This is a genomic window from Deltaproteobacteria bacterium, from assembly GCA_016709225.1.
GTDB classification, from domain to species: Bacteria; Myxococcota_A; Polyangia; order Nannocystales; family Nannocystaceae; genus Xiheibacterium; species Xiheibacterium phototrophicum.
The window spans coordinates 273,392-289,422 of the sequence record JADJEE010000002.1; the positions used below are offsets into that span (position 1 = coordinate 273,392).

Annotated in this window: 15 protein-coding genes; 9 read left to right on the top strand and 6 right to left on the bottom strand. The window is 71.8% G+C overall.

The annotated features are described in order from the left end of the window. Positions 1–2: 2 nt before the first annotated feature. Entirely contained in the window at positions 3–1,178 is a 1,176-nt protein-coding gene (locus IPH07_15335) for a DUF2236 domain-containing protein (GenBank protein ID MBK6918765.1), read from the bottom strand. A gap of 92 nt (positions 1,179–1,270) precedes the next feature. Here IPH07_15335 and IPH07_15340 point away from each other — a divergent pair, with 92 nt between their 5' ends. From IPH07_15340 to IPH07_15360, 5 genes are all read left to right on the top strand, one after another. Continuing rightward, complete coding sequence (locus IPH07_15340; GenBank protein ID MBK6918766.1) at positions 1,271–2,866, top strand: MFS transporter; 1,596 nt, start codon at positions 1,271–1,273, stop codon at positions 2,864–2,866. 63 nt (positions 2,867–2,929) lie between these two features. Then, positions 2,930–4,102 (top strand): hypothetical protein, encoded by a 1,173-nt coding sequence (locus IPH07_15345; protein ID MBK6918767.1) that lies wholly within the window; start codon positions 2,930–2,932, stop codon positions 4,100–4,102. 114 nt (positions 4,103–4,216) lie between these two features. After that, positions 4,217–5,089, top strand: coding sequence for a pirin family protein (locus IPH07_15350; protein ID MBK6918768.1), 873 nt, complete (start codon positions 4,217–4,219; stop codon positions 5,087–5,089). Positions 5,090–5,239: 150 nt separating this feature from the next. Continuing rightward, positions 5,240–5,611, top strand: a complete 372-nt coding sequence (locus IPH07_15355; protein MBK6918769.1) for a hypothetical protein — start codon at positions 5,240–5,242, stop codon at positions 5,609–5,611. A gap of 45 nt (positions 5,612–5,656) precedes the next feature. Continuing rightward, positions 5,657–6,352, top strand: coding sequence for a hypothetical protein (locus IPH07_15360; protein MBK6918770.1), 696 nt, complete (start codon positions 5,657–5,659; stop codon positions 6,350–6,352). Between the two features lie 13 nt (positions 6,353–6,365). Here IPH07_15360 and map read toward each other — a convergent pair whose 3' ends face one another. The 4 genes from map to IPH07_15380 all read right to left on the bottom strand — a co-directional run bounded on the left by map (position 6,366) and on the right by IPH07_15380 (position 8,851). Next, positions 6,366–7,121, bottom strand: coding sequence for a type I methionyl aminopeptidase (gene map / locus IPH07_15365; protein ID MBK6918771.1), 756 nt, complete (start codon positions 7,119–7,121; stop codon positions 6,366–6,368). Positions 7,122–7,208: 87 nt separating this feature from the next. After that, complete coding sequence (locus tag IPH07_15370; protein MBK6918772.1) at positions 7,209–7,535, bottom strand: CPBP family intramembrane metalloprotease; 327 nt, start codon at positions 7,533–7,535, stop codon at positions 7,209–7,211. A gap of 495 nt (positions 7,536–8,030) precedes the next feature. Beyond that, positions 8,031–8,396, bottom strand: a complete 366-nt coding sequence (locus tag IPH07_15375; protein MBK6918773.1) for a transcriptional regulator — start codon at positions 8,394–8,396, stop codon at positions 8,031–8,033. Further along, positions 8,393–8,851 carry a hypothetical protein gene (locus tag IPH07_15380; protein ID MBK6918774.1) on the bottom strand — a complete coding sequence of 153 codons (459 nt, stop codon included), beginning with the start codon at positions 8,849–8,851 and terminating at the stop codon, positions 8,393–8,395. The genes IPH07_15375 and IPH07_15380 overlap by 4 nt, the downstream gene beginning before the upstream one ends. A 142-nt stretch (positions 8,852–8,993) precedes the next feature. Between IPH07_15380 and IPH07_15385 the strand changes: the two genes are divergently transcribed. Together IPH07_15385 and IPH07_15390 are read left to right on the top strand one after the other, a co-directional pair. Further along, entirely contained in the window at positions 8,994–9,308 is a 315-nt protein-coding gene (locus IPH07_15385; protein ID MBK6918775.1) for a LysR family transcriptional regulator, read from the top strand. A 39-nt stretch (positions 9,309–9,347) separates the two neighbouring features. Further along, positions 9,348–11,168 carry an ABC transporter ATP-binding protein gene (locus IPH07_15390; protein ID MBK6918776.1) on the top strand — a complete coding sequence of 607 codons (1,821 nt, stop codon included), beginning with the start codon at positions 9,348–9,350 and terminating at the stop codon, positions 11,166–11,168. Between the two features lie 7 nt (positions 11,169–11,175). Here IPH07_15390 and IPH07_15395 read toward each other — a convergent pair whose 3' ends face one another. Further along, entirely contained in the window at positions 11,176–11,829 is a 654-nt protein-coding gene (locus tag IPH07_15395; protein ID MBK6918777.1) for an SDR family oxidoreductase, read from the bottom strand. A gap of 106 nt (positions 11,830–11,935) precedes the next feature. Between IPH07_15395 and IPH07_15400 the strand changes: the two genes are divergently transcribed. Both IPH07_15400 and IPH07_15405 read left to right on the top strand, forming a co-directional pair. Continuing rightward, the gene (locus tag IPH07_15400) at positions 11,936–12,904 is read left to right on the top strand and encodes an AraC family transcriptional regulator (protein MBK6918778.1); all 969 of its coding nucleotides are present in this window, start codon (positions 11,936–11,938) and stop codon (positions 12,902–12,904) included. 35 nt (positions 12,905–12,939) lie between these two features. Continuing rightward, positions 12,940–15,744 carry a DUF4215 domain-containing protein gene (locus IPH07_15405; protein ID MBK6918779.1) on the top strand — a complete coding sequence of 935 codons (2,805 nt, stop codon included), beginning with the start codon at positions 12,940–12,942 and terminating at the stop codon, positions 15,742–15,744. Positions 15,745–16,031: the final 287 nt, after the last annotated feature.

Here is a 16,031-nt window from a genome sequence, read left to right on the forward strand (position 1 = left end):
GGTCAGCTCCGCGCCGGCAGCTGCCAGCGCCGCGCGAGGTGATCGGGGATGTCGAAGTTGGGCCGCGTGGGCCCGACCTCGACGGTGAGCAGCTCGGACAGCAGGCGTCGCGTGAAGTTGCGATAGAGACTCCGCGACACGCGATTGGATCCGACGACGCGATCGAGCACGCGCGTCATGCCGTGGATGGCCGCCACCAACACCGCGGTCCAGTCGCGCCGCGGGATCGCGAGGTAGCGCGCGTCCTGCCCCAGGAAGAACCGCATCAGCGTGGGTGGCAGACCCCGCAGCCAGCCCAGCCGCAGCTCGTCGCGCATCATCGTGAGCAGCGCGGCGGCCATCACGTCGCCGGCCTCGCTGCGGGCCGACTGCCGCGCCTTGATGCGGTCGGTCAGGACCCGCGCGGCCGCGAGGTCGGCGGGGATCAGCGCATCGTCGACACCGACGATGCGCGCCACCGCGCTCCAGGCATACAGATACGCGCTGCGCTGCGGCGGGGTGAGCTCGGCGCCCAGTCGATCGAGCCCGTCCAGCACGACCTGCGTGAAGGTCATCAGCGTGCCCGCGAGGTCTTCTTGATTGATCGGCACGTCCCACTGCGCGAGCCAGGCCTCGCCGTGGTGATGCAGGATCATGCGTCGCACCGCCGCGTGCATGAGACGCACCTTCTGGGCCGCGCGGACGCCCTCGCCGTGGGTGCGCGCGTCGGCGCCGAGCGAGAGTCCGCCCTCGCTCATGACGTCGACCACCATCTGCGTGGTCTCGATCAGACGCCGTTTGGGGTCGGACTCGAGCCGGCCGGTCTGCGCCAGCACCTGCACCCCCTTGCGCGCGGTGTACGAGGCCGGCAGCGAGTAGCAGCCCAGCACCATCAGCACCTCGGGGCCGTGCAGCTCGAACATGCGCTCGCCCGCGTCGATCTGCGCGCCGTCGAGGCTGGGCAGCGCGGCGTCGCTGGCCGCGAAGTAGCGCTCGACGTGGGCGAGCAGCTCCGGCGGCAGCGTACGATCGGGCGACACCACCAGTGGATGGTCGTTGCGCACCAGGTGGCGCAACAGCTGCCGCACGGCGTCGACCTGACCGCTGTCGAAGATGTCGCGCACGACGTCGTCGGCCAGCGGGTCGCCCACCTTCCGAAACCGATCCAGCGTGTCGTCGTCCCAGGTGCTTGCGGTCATGTCGCGGCTCGCGGCTGCCAGAGGCGCAGCATCGACCAGGGTACTACGGTTCTCGCCGGCGACCGCACGAGGTCGACGCGGCGCATCGCTCGATGCGACACTCGCTCGCGCGCGAGTTCGCCATCCCCGTGACCGCAACGACCCCACACGAGCCGGGCGCACGGTTGTTCGGCCACCCCCGCGGCCTCTACTACTGCTTCTTCACCGAGCTGTGGGAGCGCTTCTCCTTCTACGGGATGAAGGCGCTGCTGTTCTTCTACATCACGAAGTACCACGGCTTCGACGACACCCGCGGCTACTTGCTGATCGGCACCTACGGCGGCCTCGCCTACGCGCTGCCGGTGGCCGGGGGTCTGGTGGCCGATCGCCTGCTCGGGATGCGCAAGGCGGTCGTGGCCGGCGGCGCGTTGCTGTGTCTGGGCCACTTCGGCATGGCCTGGGAGGGCGAGGCCGCGCGCGTCGTCGATGGCGTGATGGTGCGCGACGCGATCGCGCTGCAGGTCTTCCACCTGTCGCTGGCGCTCATCGCCGTGGGTGTCGGCCTGCTCAAGCCCAACATCTCGACCATCGTCGGGCGGCTGTACGCGCAAGACGATCCCCGTCGCGAGGCCGGCTTCACGATCTTCTACCTCGGCATCAATGTCGGCGCGTTCGCATCGAGCCTGGTGTGTGGCTGGCTCGGCGAGACCTGGGGCTGGGGCTGGGGCTTCGGCGCAGCCGGGATCGGCATGCTGGTGGGGTTGCTCGCGTTCGTGTCGGGGCGGCGTCACCTCGAAGGCCACGCCGAGCCGCCCGACCCTGCGCGCCTGCGCGCGCCCTGGCGCCTGGGGCTGTCGCACCGCGCGTGGATCGGGCTCGGCACGTTCGCCGCGGTGCTGGTGGTGTGGGCGCTGCTGCAGGTCGACCTGCCGTTCTCCGACGACGACGGCATGACCGCGACCGAGCTGGTCGCGCTGGTGCTGGCGGCGGTGCTGCTCGCGTGGCTGGTGCCGGTGATCCGCCGCGAGTGCACGCCGGTCGAGCGCGATCGCATGATGGTGCTGACCGTGCTCACCGCCACGAGCGCGATCTTCTGGACCCTGTACGAGCAGAGCTACGGCACCTGGAACGCGTTCTCCGATCGCGTGATGCACCGCGAGGCGTTCGGCGTGGAGTGGACCGCCAGCCAGCTGACCGCGCTGGGTTCGTTCTTCATCTTCGTGCTCTCGCCCGTCTTTGCGTGGCTGTGGCCGCGGCTGGACGCGCATGGCCGCAACCCCAGCACCCCGGCGAAGTTCGCCGGTGCCCTGGCGCTCGCCGGCGCCGCGACCCTCGTGCTCGGCTTCGCGGCGCACCACCCCGACGCGGGCGGCCTCGCGGGGCTGTGGTCGCTGGTGCTGGCCTACTTCGTGATCGAGATCGGCGAGATGCTGATCTCGCCCATCGGGCTGTCCGCGGTCACGACCCTCTCGGTGCCGCGGGTGGTCTCCTTGATGATGGGGGTATGGTTCCTGGCCTCGGCCTTCGGCGAGACGCTCGCGGGGCGGCTGGGCACGATGGCCGCGATGCCGCCGGAGACTCCGCCCGCCGCGGCGCTCGAGATCTACGCGACGTTGTTCGATCGGCTGGGGTGGTTCGGCCTCGGCAGCGGGGCGCTGCTGCTGTGGCTGGCCCCGCGACTCGCGCGACGCATGCACGGCATCCGCTGAACTGATCACGCGGACGCGCGCATGCCTGTCACATCGCACCCCGAGCGGCGTCCACCCGCACGCATGACGCTCCGCCTCCGCCACGCCGCCCCCCTGCTCTGCACCGCGCTGACCGCCTGCGGCGAGTACACCTTCGTCACGATCGACAGCGGCTTCGATCTGCTGCCCGAGGCCCGCGCGGCGATCGCCGAGGACGGCACCGTGGCCGCCGCGCGCAGCCAAGCCATCGTCGTCGGAGACGGCAGCGCGGCCGCGGGCGCGATCGATCTGACCGGTGGCGGCTTCACCATCACCGCCGCGTCGGCCCGCCGTCCGCTGCAGATCCGCAGCGAGGGGGACATCGCGTTCGTGGCCACGCACGCGGGCGTACCCGGCTGCGTCGGCGACGCGCGCGGGGCCTACCGCACCGATGCCGGCGGGGTCGCGCCCACGATCCTGCTGGAGCACTGCCAGGCCGACGGCGGCGCCCAGGTCGGGCCCAACATCGCGCTGTCACCGGGCGGCACCGTGGCCGTCAGTGACATCGTCAACGGTCAAGGCGCGCTGTGGCGCGGCCCGGTCGCGGGCCCGCTGTCCTCGCTGCGCACCGGCACCGGTGAGTTCTTCAACACCGGCGGCCTCGACGTCGACGACAGCGGCCGCGTCAGCGCGCAGATGGAGTACTTCGACGGCTTCGCGGGCGGCCTCATGCGCGGCGTGCTGGCCTTCGACACCCCCGAGCAGGCCAAGGCGGAGATCGTGACCGCGGTCGAGAAGCTCGGCATCGGCGCGCAGCCACCCCACGCCACCAACGCCGCCGGCACCATGGCGTTGTCGATCAACAGCCCGATGTCGCTGAACATCGGCGGCACGGTCTACGACTTCGCCGCCGGCGTCTACGTGGCGCATCCGACCGCGTTCAACAGCCCCAAGGATCTGACGCTGGTCGCCGGCCTCGACGGGCCCTACTGCCGCGTCGGCGCCGTCGACATCGACGATGCGGGTGCGGTGTACTTCGAGGCCCAGCTCGATGCCGAGGGCCACTGCGGCTCGGCGTTCTGGGACGGCATCTTCCACGGCGGCGATCCGACCACCGATGCCGTCGTGGCCCGCGGTGCGGCGGAGCTCGGCGACCACCAGTACTTCGATTCGATCCGCCTGGGCGAGGTCAACGGCGGCGGCCAGGTGGCGTTCCTGACCACGTACAGCGAGCCGCTGGTGCCGCCCTTCATGCTGTGGCGGGCCGATCCCGTGTAGCAGGCCGCTGCATGTGGCCGACCTGCGCCGCCTCGGCGTCGTTGTCGGCGGGCAACAGTGTGACCCACGCGACCGCGGTCGCGTAGGATGGATCCGGGCCCATCATGCCCGGCCATGACCAACGCGACCGCAACCACCCCTGGCACCCGCCTGCGTGACCCCGGCACCATCGTCGCCGGGCAAGCCGCCTCCGACGGCGCAGGCGTCCGATTGCTGCGTAGCCTGGGCACCGGCGCGCTGCCGCTGGTCGACCCGTTCCTGATGCTCGACGAGTTCCGCTCGGACGACGCGCGCGACTACCTCGCGGGCTTCCCCGACCACCCGCATCGCGGCTTCGAGACGGTGACCGTGATGCTGGCCGGTCGCATGCAGCATCGCGACAGCGTCGGGAACCGCGGCGATCTCGGGCCCGGGAGCGTGCAGTGGATGACCGCCGGTCGCGGCATCATCCACTCGGAGATGCCGCAGCAGCACGACGGCCTCATGTGGGGCTTCCAGCTGTGGGTCAACCTGCCGGCCGCGCACAAGCTGACCGCGCCGCGCTACCAGGACATCGACGCCAGCGAGATCCCATCGGCCACCACCGATGCGGGTGCCAGCGTCCGCGTGATCGCGGGCACGGTCGATGGCACGCGCGGCCCCATCGAGGCGGTGACCGAGCCGGTGCTGCTCGACATCCGGCTGGGTGACGGCGGCAGCTTCGAGCACGCGTTGCCGCCCGGCCACAACGCCTTCGTCTACGTCTACGAGGGCAGCGTGGAGATCGTCGGTGCGAGCAAGGCCGCCAGCGTCGAACGCGGCAAGCTCGTGGTGCTCGGAGCCGGCGACGCGGTGAAGCTGCGGGCGAACACCGCCGCCAAGGCCCTGCTGGTGGCGGGGCGCCCGATCGGCGAGCCGGTCGCGCGCTACGGGCCGTTCGTGATGAACACCCAGGCCGAGCTCGAGCAGGCGTTCCGCGACTATCGCTCGGGCGCCTTGGGCCGTTAGCAGACGCGGACGGATGCCCTACGCGAGAGACCGGGGGCTCCGTCCGCGTTCGTCGTTCTCGCGTGCCGACGCGGTGACACGCACCGCGGGCCGCGGTGTTGCAGGGGCATGACGGCATGCCCACCGCCCTGGTCGCGACGCCTCGTGCTCATGTGCCTCCTCGTCGCCGCGGCCTGCGACGGTGAGCGCGCGAGCGCTGCGGCCGCGACGGCGACCGACGCCGCGGCCGCGCGCACGGTGGCGACGACGCCCGCGAACCCGCTCGTCGATCTCGGCGTCGGCGAGTCGACCGAGTACGACGCCACCGTGGTCGCGTCGCTCGCAGCCGGCGAGTACAGCTACGTCGAGCTCGAGCCGGCGGCGTCGCAGGGCGAGCGGCGCTGGGCCGTGACGCTCGGCGAGCAGCCGCCCGTCGGTGCGCTCGTGCACGCGCGCGTCGCCGGCACCAAGCACGACTTCGAGTCGCGACGGCTGCAGCGCCGCTTCGAGCGGCTCGACTTCGCCGCGCTCGAGCTCCTGTGACCCCCCGCTTCGCCCCCTTGCCCCGAAAGAAAGACGAGACCCTGCATGAACCTGCGATCCTTCGTTCTGTCCGCCCTTGCCGGCCTGATGGCCTGCCAGGATCCCGATGCCGACGACACCACCACCACGGCCGCCGACGGCAGCTCGAGCGGCGGCGGCAGCATGGGCGCCGACGACGGCGCGAGCGGCAGCGGCAGCTCGGGCGGTGCTGACGCATCGAGCAGCAGCACCGGTGGTGGCGCCGACGAGAGCGAGGGCGGCAGCGCCGATTCGTCCGGCGGCTCGACCGGCGCCGCGATGACCCCCTACGACTGCGTCGACGCCGACTTCACCATCGACTTGCCGCTGGCGGGTCCCGGCTATGACCCCGAGGCCGGCCTCATCGATCCGCAGGCGCAGTACCTCGTGAGCACCACGCAGGCGATGCCGCGGCCCGACGCGCTGCAGCAGTTCGGCGAGCTGGCGACGGCCGCAGGCATGGCGGCCGCGCAGAGTCCGGGCGTGGTCGCGGTGTCGTTCGCGAGCGAGCCCAACTGCGGCTTCGCGCGCACGCTCACCGTGTGGCGCGACCAGGCCTCGATGCTGTCCTTCGTGGTCAGCCCCGAGCACGCGGCGGCCATCGACGCCACCTACGACGTCACGCTCGGCGGACGCACCACCCACTTCACCATCGACGCCGACCAGATGCCCGTCACCTGGGAGGTCGCGCTCGAGCACATCGCCGACGTCGAGCCGTTCTGATCGCCGCGTGCGCTCACGGCAGTCGGGTGAGCACCTCGACGCCGTCGGCGGTGACCAGCACGGTGTGCTCGGCCTGCGCCGACGGCGAGCCATCGGCAGTGCGCACGGTCCAGCCGTCGTCGTCGTGCACGAGCGCCTGCCGGCCGAGGGTCAGCATCGGCTCGATGGTGAACGCCATGCCCGCGCGCAGGCGCAGCCCGGTGCCTGCGCGCCCGTAGTGGCAGACCTGCGGCGGCAGGTGCATCTCGCGGCCGATGCCGTGCCCGCAGTACTCGCGCACCACGTCGTAGCCGGCCGCGCGCGCGCTGGCTTCGATGGCCGCGCCGATGTCACCCAGGCGCACGCCGGGGCGCACCGCGTCGATGCCCGCTTGCAGCGCGGCCTTGGTCGCGTCCAGCAGCGCCGCCTTCGCGGGCTCGATGGTGCCGATCGCGAAGGTCATCGACGTGTCGCCGTGGTAGCCACCCAGCATCGTGGTGACGTCGACGTTGACGATGTCGCCGTCGCGCAGCACCACCTTCGGGCTCGGCACGCCGTGGCACACCACGTCGTTGGGGCTGACGCACACCGCGGCCGGGAACCCGTGGTAGCCGAGCTGGCTCGGTCGACCGCCGCGGCGCGCGGTGTCCTCGCGCACCCACGCGTCGACTTGCGCGGTGCTGATGCCGGCGGTCAGTCGCGCGCCGACGTGGGCCAGGGTCGCCGCAGCGCTGGCCCCGGCGCGCCGCAGCGCCGCGATCGCGCAGCTGTCGTGGATCTCGATCGCCATGCCAGGGTGCCGGGCAACAGCATGGGACGCGCAGCTGGCGGGGTCCAATGCTGGTTAAGCATCGCGAACGCACCCCGGCCAGCACAATCACACCGACGCGCCGCGCGACAGCCACCGCGCCAGCGACGGCCGCACGATCAGTGCCACCACGTCGATCGCCGCATGCAGCAGCATCGGTCGCAGCAACGACCCGCTGCTCAGATACATCCACGTCAGCAGGGCGCCCAGGGCCGTGGTCGCGAGCACACCCTTGTAGCCCTGGTAGGCGTGGACCAGGCCGAACGCGATGCCGGCGCTCACGAGCCCGGCGATCGCCGAGCCCGTCACCGTGGTGACGAGCAGCGGCAGCGCGAGCCGGAAGAACAGCTCCTCCGAGAAGCCGGCGTTGAGACACAGCGGCAGCGACGCCAGCATCTCGGTGCGATTGCGTGGGATGAGCGGCTCGACATCCCCGACGATCAGCGCCTTCGTACGGCGGAGCTGGAGCAGCTGCACGGCCACGAGCGCCGCGACGCCGAGCGTCGCACCGATGACGAAGCCGACGTAGGTATCGCCGTCGTCGGGCGAGGGCGCGGTGGCGTCGACCGGCGGCGCGAAGTCTGCGAACTCGGGTGGCAGGCCGAGCACGTCGGCGAGACGGCCCTGTGCCGCGAGCAACAGCAACGATGCGCCGCTCAGCATCACGAACCCCTGCCAGCTCCAGCGCAGGTAGAACCCCACGCGTCCGGCCGAGCTCGCCTCGCGCTTGAACGCCGCGTACTGACGGAGGTCGTTGAGGATCCAAGCGACGAGCCCCACGGGCACGGCGCACAGCAGAACAGTCGTGAACATGGACGTGACAACTCCTCTCGGGCACGCCTTCGGCGCGCCGATGTTCGAGCAAGACCAGCTTCGTGCCCGTTGCCGGCGTCAGGCCGGCGAGCGACGGGGGACGAGGGCGCGCGGCGCCACCTCGGGCGCGCTGCGTTCGGTCGACGACGACAGCGCACCCGCGAGCCGCTGCAGCTCGAGCACGTGGGCCTCGAACGCGCGGCGGCCCTTGGCCGTGAACGCCGCCCAAGTACGCACGCGCCCGTCGCTGGTGGCCTTGCGCAGCTGGACGTAGCCGGCGTCGTCGAGGGCGCGCAGGTGCTTCGACAGCACGGAGTCGCTGACCTCGAGCGCGTCGCGCAACGTCGCGAACTCGACCTCGTCGGCCGTCGCCATCACGGCGCACGCCTGCAGGCGCGCCGGCGGGTGCAGGACCGCGTCGAAGCGTGGCACCGGCGGGCTCATCGTTGCAGCTCCGCGCGGTAGAACTGCACCCACAGCCAGTCGGCCATCGCCGCGATGACGAACATCGCGACGCCGGCGAGCAGCGGCGCGACGCGAACCTCGTGCGTGGCGTCGACCTCGAGGGTCGCGAGCGCGAGCCCGACGAAGGCGACCGTGAGGGTCACCGCGATCCAACGTGTGGGGCCCTTTCGCCAGCCGTTCACGAACCTCCCGGTGACGCGCCGCGACCACGCCATCATCGCCAGGGCCGCAGCGACGACCGCGATCTCCACCGCGAGGCGCCACCCCAGGGGCAGGCCTTGCGCTGCGAGCAGCGCCCCGAACACACCGCCGACCGCGAGGTGATACGCCGTCGGCAGGGCATACGCACCTGCGCGTCGACGGGCGCTCTGCATCTGCCGCAGCGCCTCGATGGCGTCGGCCCGGGACGGCGGCGTGGGGTTCTCGCTTTCCAACTTGGAAAGTAGACTATCATGACTTTCCAAGTCGTCAAGTCGCGGTCCGCCAGCGGTGCGCCCCATGATGCGCGACGGCGGCGCAAGCGGGCCCGCTTGTGTCCGCCCGCCGAGCGGCGGCGCCGGTATGCTGGTGGCACCGATGTCGCTCGTGCAGATCGAGTCCTTCGTCGCGGTCGCGCAGACCGGCCACGTCGGCCGTGCGGCCGAGCGACTCCACGTCACCCAACCGCCGCTCACGCGTCGCATCCGCAGCCTCGAGGACGAGCTCGGCGTGCAGCTGTTCGATCGCACGCCCCGGGGCATGCGACTGCGCCCGGAGGGCCAGCGACTGCTCGCCCACGCGCAGGAGATCCTGGCGGCGGTGCAGCGTGCCCGCGACGAGCTGCGCCTGCATGCGCCACGGCGCAATCCCACCGACGACCGCGACGCGCCCGCGAGCCCCAGGCGGCGGTAACACGTGGCATCACCGCATCGTCGTGGTCTTCCGGCACCGATGGCCACGGTTCGTTTCGACGCACGCAAATTCCTGGCGACCTTCCGCTTTGGTCGCCGTGCGTTGGGGCTGTGCTGGTCGACCAGCCCCTCGCTGTTCGTGCTGATCGCCGGCCTGACCGCACTGGCGGGTCTCCTGCCCGCTGCGGCGGCCTACACCGGCCGCCTCATCGTCGATGCGGTGGTCGATGCGCTGGCCAATCGGGCGGGCACGGACGTGGTCCTGCGATGGGTCGTGATCGAGGCGCTCGTCATCGCCGCGATCGCGGTCGTGAGCCGGGTGCAGGGCATCGCGCAGTCGCTGCTGCGCATGCGGCTGGGTCACCGCGTCAACGTCATGATCCTCGAGAAGGCGCTGACCCTCGAGCTGCGACACTTCGAGGACGCCGACTTCTACGACAAGCTCACCCGCGCGCGCATGGAGGCCTCGAGCCGCCCGCTGTCGCTGGTCATGCGCAGCTTCGGTCTGGTCCAGAACCTCATCTCGCTGGTGAGCTTCGCGACGTTGCTGTGGTCGTTCTCGGCGTGGGCCCCGGCCGTGCTGCTGCTGGCCGGCTTGCCCGCCTTCGTGGCCGAGACCAAGTTCTCCGGCGACGCGTTCCGGCTCATGCGCTGGCGCTCGCCCGAGCGGCGCAAGCAGCTCTACCTCGAGGGCGTGGTTGCCAGCGACCAGCACGCCAAGGAGGTGCAGCTGTTCGAGCTGGGGCCGCTGCTGCTGCAGCGCTACCGCGAGATCTTCGACAAGCTCTTCATCGAGGACCGCGCGCTCACGCTGCGGCGCGGCGTGTGGGGGCTGTTGCTGGGCCTGCTCGGCACCGCGACCTTCTACGCCGCGTACGGCTGGATCGCGCTGGTCGCCGCCCAGGGTGCGATCACGCTGGGCGCCATGACGATGTACCTGCTGCTGTTCAAGCAGGGCCAGGGCGCGGTGTCGGCCATGCTCTCGGGCATCGGCGGCATGTACGAGGACAATCTCTACCTCTCGAACCTCTACGAGTACCTCGAGCAGGATGTCGCGCCGGCAGCGGCGCTGCCGTCCTCGGGCGTGCGCGCGGGCGCGGTGCCCGGCGACGGCCTGCGCTTCGAGGCGGTGTCGTTCACCTACCCGGGTGCCGACGCGCCGGCGCTGGTCGACATCGATCTGCACGTGCTGCCGGGCCACGCGCTCGCGTTGGTCGGCGACAACGGGGCCGGCAAGACCACGATCATCAAGCTGCTCGCACGGCTGTACCGCCCCAGCAGCGGCCGGATCCTGCTGGACGGCACCGACCTGCGCGACTGGGACGAGCACGCACTGCGCGGCCGCATCGGCGCCATCTTCCAGGACTTCGTGCGCTACCAGCTGCTGGTCGGCGAGAACATCGGCGCCGGCGACGTGAAGCGCTTCGATGACGAGCCCCGCTGGGCCCACGCCGCCGAGGCGGGCATGGCCGAGCCGTTCATCCGCGAGCTGCCCGACGGCTACCGCACCCAGCTCGGCAAGTGGTTCGCCGGCGGTCGCGAGCTCTCCGGTGGCCAGTGGCAGAAGATCGCGCTGGCGCGCGCGTTCATGCGCGAGGACGCCGATGTGCTCGTGCTCGACGAGCCGACCTCGGCGATGGACGCCGAGGCCGAGGCCGAGGCCTTCGCGCGCGTGCGGGCGATGGCCAAGGACAAGGCCGTCGTGCTGGTCTCCCACCGCTTCTCCACCGTCCGCATCGCCGACGAGATCGTCGTGCTGCAGGGTGGCCGCGTGATCGAGCGTGGCGACCACGAGAGCCTGCTCGCCGCCGGTGGCCGCTATGCCCGCCTGTTCACGCTGCAGGCGGAGGCGTATCGGTAGCCGCGGTTCACACCGTCGACAACGCCACACTCCGCCCCGCGTAGGCGCCACCCTCGATCGCCTCGGCGATGAAGGCCCCGACGTTGCGCCGCGGAATCGACATCCGCCGTGCGTCGCCCTCGGTCGACGCGAAGGTCTGCGCCGCGCCGTCGTCGTCGCCGAGCGCGACCGGCTGCACCAGCACCCATCGCAGGCCGCTCTCGCGCACCACCGCCTCCTGCACGCGGGTGTCGTCGATCTGCGGGCCCAGCAACAGCTTGAAGAGAATGCGCCACTTGAGCGGCAACCGCCCGTGCGTCTCGCCCACGCCGTAGGTGGTCTGCACCACCAGGTCGCGCACGCCGTGGCGCTGCATCGCCGCGATCACGTGCCGCGTGCCCACCGAGCGCACGTCGATCGGTGTGTGGGCGCTGCCGCGCAGTCGCACCAGCGCCGCGTTCTCGCGGATGCCGAGCGCGACCACGACCGCGTCGTGGCCCGCGACCGCGCGCTCGACGTCGGCGGCCACGCACGCGTCACCCTCGCAGACCCGCAGTCCGGGGCGCGCCGCGATGGCACCCGCGCGCCGCGTGAAGGCGGTCACCCGGTGGCCTCGCTCGAGCAACGCATCCACCACCGCGCGGCCCGAGCCCCCGGTCGCCCCCACCACCAGCACGTTCATCGTTGGTTCCTGCATGAGGTCCAGCTTGAGCCCATGGCATGAGACGCACCAGCACTGGACATCCATCTGACTTGCTCGATCGTCCAGCATCGCGGACGATGGCGACATGCACCCGGCGCCTTCCCGCGAGCCCGACTGGACCGCTTCGGCCGACCCGCTGGGCGAGGCCCTGCACTTCCTCCGCCTGAGCGGGATGTTCTACTGCCGCTCCGAGCTGCGCGCGCCGTGGGGCCTGACGATGCCTGCGTTCGCGAACGCACTGTGGTTCCACGTGATCACGCAGGGCGAGTGCACGCTCGAGGGCAAGCACATCGGCGCCCTGAAGCTCCGCACCGGCGACTTCGTGCTGGTGCCGCACGGCGACGGCCACCGCCTGCGTTCCGACCGCCGCGCCCCGACCCCCAACGTCGTCGAGCTGCCGCAACGCATGCTCTCGAGCGCGTACTCGCTGCTCGAGCACGGCGGCCACGGGGCCGCGACCACGCTGGTGTGCGGTGTGGTCCGCTTCGACGAGCCGGCCGCGCACGATCTGGTCGCGATGCTGCCGGCCGCGATCCACCTCGACGGCACCGGCTCGAGCTACGCCGACTGGATGGCGGGCACGCTGCGACTGATGGCCGACGAGGCCCGCGCGCTGCGACCCGGTGGCGAGACCATCATCACCCGGCTCGCCGACGTGCTGGTCATCCAGGCGATCCGCAGCTGGCTGGCGCGGGATGCTGGCGGCGCGGGCGGATGGATCGCCGCGCTGCGCGACCCGCAGATCGGACGCGCGGTGCTGGGCATCCACCGCGAGCCCGACCGCGCGTGGACGGTCGGCGAGCTCGCGGCCCTGGCCGGCATGTCGCGCTCGTCCTTCGCCGCGCACTTCAACGCGCGGGTCGGCGAGCCGCCGATGGCGTTCGTGACCCGGGTCCGCATGCGCATGGCCGCGGCGCTGCTCGGTGGCCAGGACGCCGGCCTGGCCGACCTCGCGGGCAGGCTCGGCTACCGCTCCGAGGCGGCGTTCAACCGCGCCTTCAAGCGCGTCATCGGTACGACCCCGGGTGCGCACCGACGCAGCGCGACGCGATGAGTGCCAACCTCGCGGCGCTCGCGTATCGTGGAAGGATGGTGTCGACGCGCCTGTGCCCACTCGCTTGGCTCAGCATCGCGGCCGCGGCCGTGGCTGCTTGCGGGGACGATGGGGCGGACGCCGCCGACGGCGAGTCGAGCGGTGCCAGCTCGAGCCCCGCCAGCTCGAGCGCCACCGACCCGAGCACCACTGTCGTCGATGGCAGCAGCTCGGCCGGCAGTGACTCGAGCGACGCAGGTGTCGATGCCAGCACGTCGAGCGGGAGCGCGGGCGTCACGTCCGACACCACGGCAGAAGCCGGGACGCAGACCAGCGTCGGCTCCGCGACCACGTCGGACGCGACCTCGACTGGCACATCTGGCACCACGGCGTCTTCGGTGACCTGCGGCGATGGTGAGCAGACCCAAGACGAGGCGTGCGACGACGGCAACGCGGCGGACGACGACGGCTGCAGCGCCGCGTGTGCCGTCGAGCCCGGTTGGTCGTGCGCGGGCGTGCCGAGCTCGTGCATCACGAGCTGCGGCGATGGTGTGCGCGCCGGCGATGAGGCCTGCGATGACGGCGACCTCGCGCCGTCCGACGGCTGCGCATACGACTGCACCGTCGCGTTCGGATGGAGCTGCGCGGGCTCGCCGAGCGTCTGCACCATCGACGCGGTCGTCGAGGAGATCGCGCTCGGCGGCCTCGGCGGCTGCATCCGCACCGACCTCGGCGACGTGGCGTGCTTCGGCGAGCGCGCCCAGGGGGCGGTCGGCGACGGCGGGGTCGATGGCTTCAGCGGCGTCCCCGTCTTCACCCTCGACGATGTCACGGCGATCGCCGCTGGCGAGCAGCTCCACTGTGCGATCCGGAGCGTGGGCGACGTGTGGTGCTGGGGCGACAACGCCGAGCTCGCGATGGGTTCGACGGTGATGTCACCCGACGACGATCAGACGCTCCCGATCGCGATCGCGGACGCACCGCTCGCCACCTCGATCGAGGCCGGCGACGATCACGTGTGCGTGATCGATCTCGCCGGCGCGGTGTGGTGCTGGGGCGACAACGCCGACCTGCAGCTCGGACGCGGCGGTGTCGAGACCTCCGACAGCCCCGACCCGAGCGCAGTGGCCCTCCCGGGCGACCTCACCGCGATCGACCTCGGCCTCGGCGACGGACACTCGTGCGCGGTGCTCAGCGACGGCACGGTCGCCTGCTGGGGCGACGACGACAACGGTCAGCTCGGGGACGGGACGCCCGGAATCGATCGCAGCACGGCGTTGCTCGTGCCCGGGCTGGCCGACGTCGTCGAGGTCGAAGCCGGCGAGGACACCACGTGCGTGCGCGACGAGATCGGCGCCGTGTACTGCTGGGGCGACAACATCCAGGGCCAGCTCGGCGTGGGCAACACGTTCGATGCCGCGGCCCCGCAGGGGGTGACGCTGCCGATGCCGGCGCAGTCGATCACGCTCGGTGATCGCTTCGCGTGTGCGCTGCTCGTCGATGGTCAGCTCTACTGTTGGGGCGAAGGCGCCGACTTCCAGCTCGGCAACGGCGATCTCGCACCGACGTCGCTCCCGAGCCCCGTCGCCCAGCTGCCCGACGCCGACCTCGTCGAGGTCGAGGCCGGCGCACGTGGAGCCTGCGTGCGTGCGGCCACGGGCGAGCGCTGGTGCTGGGGCTTCAGTCAGGACGGGCAGCTGGGCTTCGCGCCCCCGATGCAGCTCGAGCCGGCACCGGTGGCGTTCTCATCCGCTCCCGCCGCGGTGGTGCTCGATCCGCCCGAGCAAAGCGGCGTGCTGTGTGGCGTGCAGGACGATGGGACCGTCGAGTGCGCCGGTGATGGCACCCTCGCCAACCAGACGCCATTCGGCGCCGAGGGCTACTTCTCGCCGCTCTCGCACCACCTCGTCGTTCCCACCGCGTTGCCGTTGCTCGCCGACGTCGAGATCATGCGCATGGGCGACGGCTTCGCGTGTGTGTCGACCGGCGCCGACGTTCAATGCTGGGGTGACAACAGCCAACGTCAGCTCGGCCAAGGCGGCTCCAGCACCGTCGACGCGTACACGCCGGTGTCCGTGGTCGGGCTCGGCGCGGTCGACGAGCTCGCGATGGGGGCGCGGCACTCGTGCGTCCGCACCGGCGGCAGCGTGCTGTGCTGGGGCGACAACACCGACGGGCAGGTCGGCACCGCTGCGTTGAACGGCGATCAGGGTACGCCGGTCGTCGTACCGCTCATCGCCGACGCCGTCGAGCTCGCGCTCGGCGAGCGACACTCGTGCGCACGGCTCGACTCGGGGCCCGTGCGCTGTTGGGGCGATGACGAGCAGGGGCAGATCGGCGACGACGACGATGACCCTGCGGATCCACTCGCACCGGTCGACGTCACGGGCTTGCCGGCCGCGGTCGAGCAGATCGTCGCCGGCCAAGCCCACACCTGCGCGCGCGCATCCGGCGACGTGTACTGCTGGGGCGCCGGCGCATTCGGGCAGCTGGGCGTCGGCGACGAGCAGGACGCCGACACCGCGCAGCTCGTGCCGGGCCTCGCCGAGATCGAGCAGCTCGCCGCCGGCTACACCCACGTCTGCGCCCGCGATGCCAACGGCGCCATGTGGTGCTGGGGCGAGTCCGGCGAGGGTCAGCTCGGCGACGGCGGCGTGACGATCACGGCGGCGACCGAGGTGCTCGCACCCACGCAGTTCCTCGTCGGCAGCGGCATCACGGCGGTCGTGGCCGGCGACGCGATCACCTGCATCGAAGCGGCGGGGAGCTGGGGCTGTGTCGGGCGGCGCGCGGCCGGGCAGCTCGGCGACGGGAGCACGACGGTGCCGGTGTTCCCCTCCGAGCTGCGCTTCGGACCCTGACGCGGCGCAGCGTCGGCAAGCCGGCGATCCGAGCATCGGTGGCGCGGGGTGTCGCGCGCCGGCGAACGATCAGCCAGCCGGCTTGCACAGCCCGCCGCCCTCGATCTGTGCGTTGGTGCGGAAGGTGTTGAGCGTGCTCCATTGGGCACCACGTGCTGCGGGATGGTGCCGTCCTCGCGCACGTTCGTCACGTAGTACGCGTGCTGATTCCAGATGCGTCGCGCCTGGATCCACCGATCCTCGGCGTCGCGGATGGCCTGCAGCGCCGGCTCGCCACCGGTCGAGAC